We start from the raw sequence: 6048 nt of genomic DNA on the forward strand, positions 1-6048 counted from the left end.
GTCACACAGTCGGCACCGCTTCCGCCATACTCAACTGGAATCCGCAGGCCATTTACGCCTAACTCCCCAAGCTCTTTCCACAAGTGTCTTGGAGTAATCTCTTCTCGATCCCACTTTGTATAGTGAGGAAGCAGTTCCTCCTTCGCAAATTCTTTCAACATTTTACGAAAATAATCTTGTTCTTCTGTAAAGGAAAAATTCAACATGTTATTACCTCCTTTGTTATGTTTAACGAAGTTACAAAACAATCTATTCACGGGCTATCTTATGATCTAAGTTAAGTAACTTCATCCTTTGTCAATCTATTAATGCAAGTTGTGTGCCAACTTATTATTGCTGCATATCAGGCTTCATTTAATATCGTTTTCGCATTTTTAATTTTTTTCGCAATCTTGCAAATCAAATATGCGAAATCAAAAAAAAGACACACTTCTAAAGTGTGTTCAAAGGTTAACTTGATTTATATTTCACTTATCAACATTATAGTAACGTTATTTCAGCTTGTACTTCGCAATTTTTCTATATAAGCTCGCAATATGAATTTTCAGCTTTTGAGCGGCTAAAGAACGATCTCCATCCGACTCTGTTAACGCACGCTGAATAGCAGATATCTCAGCTTTCCCGACTACCTCATCCAAGCTACTTGAGTAAGAAATTCCCAGTTCCTCTACCTCATCCTGCAAAGTTAAATTAGGTGTAAAATATAAAGAGTCCAATGTTAAAGTCCGTCCCTCTACGATATTCATACCTCGTTCGATAATTGCTTTAAATTCACGAACGTTTCCGGGCCAGCTATAATTTGAAAGCCATTCTTGGAGTTTAGGCTCAATTTCTCTAACGTTACACCCTAATTTGTTATTAAAATAATCGATAAAATAATAAGCTAACGGAAGAATATCTTCCGGCCGTTCCCTTAAAGAAGGAATTTTCAATTCAAAAACATAAAGACGGTAATATAAATCTTGCCGGAATTTCCCTTCTTGAATAAGGGTTTTTAGATCTCTGTTCGTCGCCGCAATAATACGGATATTGACATTCTTACTCCCTGTTCCACCGAGTCTTTCTACTTCCCTTTCCTGTAAGACACGTAAGAGCTTGCCCTGAGCCTGATAAGGCAGTTCAGAAATCTCGTCTAAAAAAAGGGTACCATTTTGAGCTAATTCTATTTTCCCAGGTTTACCTTCTTTTTTCGCACCGCTAAATGCCCCAGCTTCATAACCAAAGATCTCCGATTCAAATAATTCATCTGGTATTGCAGCACAATTGACCGGAACAAACGGGTGTGATTTTCTTGTACTCAAACCATGAATCGCTTGAGCAAACAGTTCCTTACCTGTTCCAGTTTCTCCGGTAAGCAGCACTGTTGAACTACTGGTAGAAATTCTAGCTGCCAGCTCTTTTATCCTTTCAATCGCTTGGCTTTTTCCAACAATCTCTTCAAAGCCATATCGACTTTGAATTCCAGCTTTTTTCTTAGCTTTATGCCTATCCAAGGAATTGGCATAATATACTAAATCAGCGTATTCAAGCTCTTCTTGTCGGATGATTACATTATAAATGGTAATGCTTTCTTTTCGAATAGTTCTAATAAAACAAGAGTGTCCTGAGATCACACCTGGAAACACATGTTTTTTATCAGGATTTTTTAGAGAATTGTTCGTAGAAGTGTGAATGACCTTCGCAATGGACTCCCCTATCAAATCAGTCGGTATTATAGTGAAATGCTCATAAAAATCAGCACTGGCGCCTATAACTTTTCCATTTTCATCGACTTCAATTGATCCCCAATTTCTTTTAACGTTTTTAACGTTTTCCATTCACATCACCTAACATCTTGATTAGTTAAAACTAATATCACAACTTGTCCTTTAATAACTTCAATTCCTGCTTGATTATAGCAAGTCACCTTTTGTGTCACCCAATCTCTATTTAAATTAATGTCAATAACCTCCAGCTCAGCCGAAATCATATCTCCTATATGTACAGGATGGTAAAACACTAATTCCTTTTGTAGTAAAATACAGGCACTGCCAGGGAGTTTTTCACTTATTACTTGAGTAATAAGCCCTTCTGTTAACAAACCAGGAACAATCGGCTTGCTGTAATTGCTTCTCCATTCCTCTTTATTCACTTGATAAATCGGGCTGTAATCTTTTGTTAATTCACTGCATAACCTTACATCTGATTCATTAAAAGTACGCTGAAGACTAGCAATCTGTCCGATAAACAAATCTGTGATTGTTAAGCTCATAACTTCCCCTCTCTCTATTTTGAATATTCTAACTATTTTACATATAATACTAACTATACATAATATTCAATGCAAATGAAAGGTGTAGCGTGGCCCCTTGTCTAATGACCTGAACTTATAGGATTTCTTGAAAACTATTACTTACATCACCCAATATTTAGTAACTATTTTATATTTTCGTATATATGTAAACGAGTGCATAGTTTCTTCGAAGTCATAACCAGTTGAATGAACATTGAGCCACAAAGGAGAAAGAGTCACGACTATTCATTCTCCTTAGTGACTACTATTTTTAGAAAAAATCTAAATTAAATAAAATAAAAAGACACTAATTACTGCATTTTCAAAAACCATGATAGAATAGCCATGCTTCTTCATTCTTCCAAACCGTTCTGTTTTTATAAAGATCAAGAAAAGAAAATATAATATAAATCATAATGGTCTTTTGTTTGTTATGACTCTAAAGTTGAGGTGAGGAAAGTTTCAATTTGGCGTTCCATTCGAAAGTTCTTTCAGTTTTTTGTAGATAAACCTATTAAAAAAGGTGCAGTTTTGTATGATAAATACGAGGTCATAAGTGTTATAGGAACAGGAAGCTACGGCATTGTTTATCTCTGCAAAGATTTGAAAACAAATGAGAATAGAGTAGTCAAACAGCTTCGTCCAAGTAAACGCTGTATCAAAAAAGAGATTAAGCTGTTTGAAAATGAAATCTCTATTCTGCGTTTGTTAAACCACAAAAGTATGCCTAAGTTATATGATGAATTTTCAAATAACGGATATTTTTATTATGTAATGAATTACATTGAAGGGGACAATTTGGAAGACCAAATTTTCTTAAATCATAAAACCTTTAAGGAGAAAGAGTCTCTACTTTTACTTGCTCGCCTGCTAGAATTAGTAGCTTATCTTCACAAAAATGGTATGTACCATCAAGATTTACGTATTCCAAATATTTTACTAAAAGACAAAGAGCCTTTTTTAATCGACTTTGGTCTGTCGAAACAGATTGTCTCGGTTGACCCAATTTGTTCATCATCAAAAGAATTAGAAATGAAACAGCAGGACTATTATGATTTAGGAGACATACTTTTATATTTACTTTATACGACTTACTCTTCCAACAATAAAAAAGTTCTTCCTTGGACAGAAGAACTTTCTTTAGAAAAAGAAACCGTACATTTACTAAAAAGGTTATTAAGAATTCAAGAACCTTATTCAGATATCAGTGAACTTTCAGCAGATCTTCATGCTGCACTTATATCTAAAGAAAAATAAATTACTTCATGGAGGGGTATTAACTGCTACTCCTCCCTCCTTTTCGTTTATAGCGGTTACTACCACTCATTGGAGACCGTTTATACCCCCTGCTGCTGCTACTGCTGCCTCGACGATAATGGCTATGTCTTCGCTCGCTGCTGCCTTCGGAAAGCTGCTTAATTTTCTTCATTATTTTTTCAAACATATTTTTCACCACTTTTCTTCTTTTCTAGAGCTTACTGTTTTATTGTTATAGCCTAACATATATTAGAGATAAACCTTACTGATAAGTACTTATTAACAATCATCGTTTGTTAAATCTGTTTAACTTCAATAGCTACCTTTTTTAGCGCAATATACAACTAAATGTTAGTACGGCCTAAATTAAACGCAAATAAAAGAATAAACTTTTAAAATGAAACTTATTTAAATAAAAAAACTCTGGAGACTTTTCTCATCTCCAGAGTTTTTTTCACTACATGTTTATTTTATTTTACAGCTTCTTTTAATTCCTTACCTGCTTTAAAAGCGGGTACTTTGCTAGCTGCAATTTGTATTTCTTCACCTGTTTGTGGGTTTCTTCCTGTACGAGCTGCACGGTCGCGCACTTCAAATGTTCCAAATCCTACTAATTGGATTTTTTCCTCTTTAGCAAGCGTAGTTGTGATTGTTTCAAACAATGCATCCACTACTTTTTTAGCGTCGTCTTTTGTTAGTTCAGCTTGTGCTGCCACAGTACTCACTAGTTCTGTTTTATTCATATCAAACACCTCATCCTTTTAATTCTATAAAGTATGTAGAGAAGCCAACATAACATATCTTGTATATGTCTGTCACTTAATATGACTAAATAAAAGAAAGTTTAACCCTGTAATTAATGGTGAATGTGATTTTCACGAAAGTAAATCATATAAAAACGAAAGAATATTAGTTCATTTGAATCCTTACGATATACAAAAAAGCGCAATTCTTTCCATGATACATGGAAAGAATTGCGCTTTATTTTAGATAATAATTCCGATAGCTTGATGGATAAGGTGAGACTATTATTCAACTTTCCATGGTTTCAAACTGCAGCCATTCATAAATAGTATCCATATCTATATTTTCTTCCAAATGTGAAGCCAAGAGGTTATAAGCTTCTTCTCTTCGCTCTGAGTCACTTTGAACATTTTCCTTCACTTCATCTAATCCTTTTGACCTTCGAATTTGATTAACTAGCATTCTTGTAAACAAGCGATTATGGAAAATCCCATGAAGATAGGTCCCAATGACTTTGTTGTCTGCAGAAATAGCCCCATCCTCTCTTCCATCCTTCAATAAAAGAAATGGCCTTACTAGTGTAGAGTCCAATGATGTTCTCCCTAAATGGATCTCAAAACCAGTCAGATTCAGTTCTCCTTCCATGATCCCTGAAGAAAGAACACCTTCCATTTGGACCGTTTTCTTTTCTGCATTAAAAACGGTTTGTACTGGAAGAAGAGAAAGTCCTATTGCATTTTCTCCGCAGCCCTCGACAGCATCAGGATCGAAAAGCTTCGTACCAAGCATTTGAAATCCACCACATATYCCAAATATTAATGTCCCTTTTTCACGCAAATCTTGGATAGCCCTATCCAGTCCTGCTCTTCTAAGCCACTCTAGATCTTCCATCGTGTTTTTTGTACCCGGCAAGATAAGCAGGTCAGGATTCCCTAATTCGTGCACACTGCCTACAAGTCTGACGCCTACACCCGGTTCATCAAAGAAAGGATCCACATCTGTAAAATTGGAGATACGAGGCAATCTTAAAACGGCGACATCGATTGGAAATTCCGCCTTTTTAGGTTTTTTAAACCGCAAGGAAGATAGTGCTAATGAATCTTCCGCTTCAATATTCACGTCTATATAAGGAAGGACACCGAGGACTGGAATCCCTGTTTCTTTTTCCACCCATTCAATGCCGTCATCCAATAACTCGCGCATCCCACGAAATTTATTGATGATAATCCCCTTTACACATTCGCGTTCATCCTTATCCAATAAGGCAAGTGTTCCAATAATTGAGGCAAAAACTCCACCGCGATCAATGTCAGCTACCAAAATGACCGAGGCATCTGCAAGTTTGGCCATACGCATATTTGCAATATCTCGATCCTTCAGGTTGATTTCGGCTGGACTCCCTGCTCCTTCAAGAACGATAATGTCATATTCGTCCTGGAGTTTTTCCACCGATTTACGTACGATGGGCATGGCTTCTTGGACAAATTGATATCGATAGCTTTTTGCATCCATATCAAGAAAATGTTTTCCATGCACAATGACTTCTGAAACCATATCCTGCTTCGGTTTTAATAGAATCGGATTCATATCAGTGGTTGCTGTAATCCGTGCAGCCTCAGCTTGCACTCCTTGAGCACGGCCGATTTCACCGCCATCCAACGTTACATACGAATTTAAAGCCATGTTTTGCGATTTGAATGGTACGACTCGTAATCCTTTATTGGAAAACACCCGGCACAGTGCCGTACAAATCAAACTTTTCCCTACATCAGAGG

6 protein-coding genes are annotated in these 6048 nt (G+C 36.3%); 1 reads left to right on the forward strand and 5 read right to left on the reverse strand.

Going from position 1 to position 6048, the window contains the following annotated elements; genetic code table 11:
• The 3 genes from AC1DUW_RS19035 to AC1DUW_RS19045 all read right to left on the reverse strand — a co-directional run.
• Nucleotides 1–206 (reverse strand): acyl-CoA dehydrogenase family protein (locus AC1DUW_RS19035; RefSeq protein WP_477643199.1); only part of this gene is annotated, 206 nt, incomplete at its 3' end.
• A 285-nt stretch (nucleotides 207–491) separates the two neighbouring features.
• Entirely contained in the window at nucleotides 492–1817 is a 1326-nt protein-coding gene (locus AC1DUW_RS19040; RefSeq protein WP_053345860.1) for a sigma-54 interaction domain-containing protein, read from the reverse strand.
• A gap of 5 nt (nucleotides 1818–1822) precedes the next feature.
• The gene (locus AC1DUW_RS19045) at nucleotides 1823–2251 is read right to left on the reverse strand and encodes a hotdog family protein (RefSeq protein ID WP_053345859.1); all 429 of its coding nucleotides are present in this window, start codon (nucleotides 2249–2251) and stop codon (nucleotides 1823–1825) included.
• Between the two features lie 471 nt (nucleotides 2252–2722).
• On the opposite strand from AC1DUW_RS19045, the gene AC1DUW_RS19050 reads away from it, so the two are divergent.
• On the forward strand, nucleotides 2723–3529 hold the full coding sequence (locus tag AC1DUW_RS19050) for a protein kinase domain-containing protein (protein ID WP_477643200.1): 807 nt from the start codon (nucleotides 2723–2725) through the stop codon (nucleotides 3527–3529).
• 470 nt (nucleotides 3530–3999) lie between these two features.
• Here the strand turns inward: AC1DUW_RS19050 and AC1DUW_RS19055 are convergent, their stop codons facing one another.
• Together AC1DUW_RS19055 and AC1DUW_RS19060 are read right to left on the reverse strand one after the other, a co-directional pair.
• On the reverse strand, nucleotides 4000–4272 hold the full coding sequence (locus AC1DUW_RS19055) for an HU family DNA-binding protein (RefSeq protein WP_053345857.1): 273 nt from the start codon (nucleotides 4270–4272) through the stop codon (nucleotides 4000–4002).
• Between the two features lie 289 nt (nucleotides 4273–4561).
• On the reverse strand, nucleotides 4562–6048 hold a 1487-nt coding region (locus tag AC1DUW_RS19060; RefSeq protein ID WP_477643201.1), incomplete at its 5' end, for a cobyric acid synthase.

Source organism: Peribacillus sp. P4_C12 (assembly GCF_056402095.1).

Coding starts and splice junctions, on each gene's coding strand:
- AC1DUW_RS19040 (WP_053345860.1), bottom strand. CDS start 1,817: ATGGAAAACGTTAAAAACGTTAAAAGAAATTGGGGATCAATTGAAGTC.
- AC1DUW_RS19045 (WP_053345859.1), bottom strand. CDS start 2,251: ATGAGCTTAACAATCACAGATTTGTTTATCGGACAGATTGCTAGTCTT.
- AC1DUW_RS19055 (WP_053345857.1), bottom strand. CDS start 4,272: ATGAATAAAACAGAACTAGTGAGTACTGTGGCAGCACAAGCTGAACTA.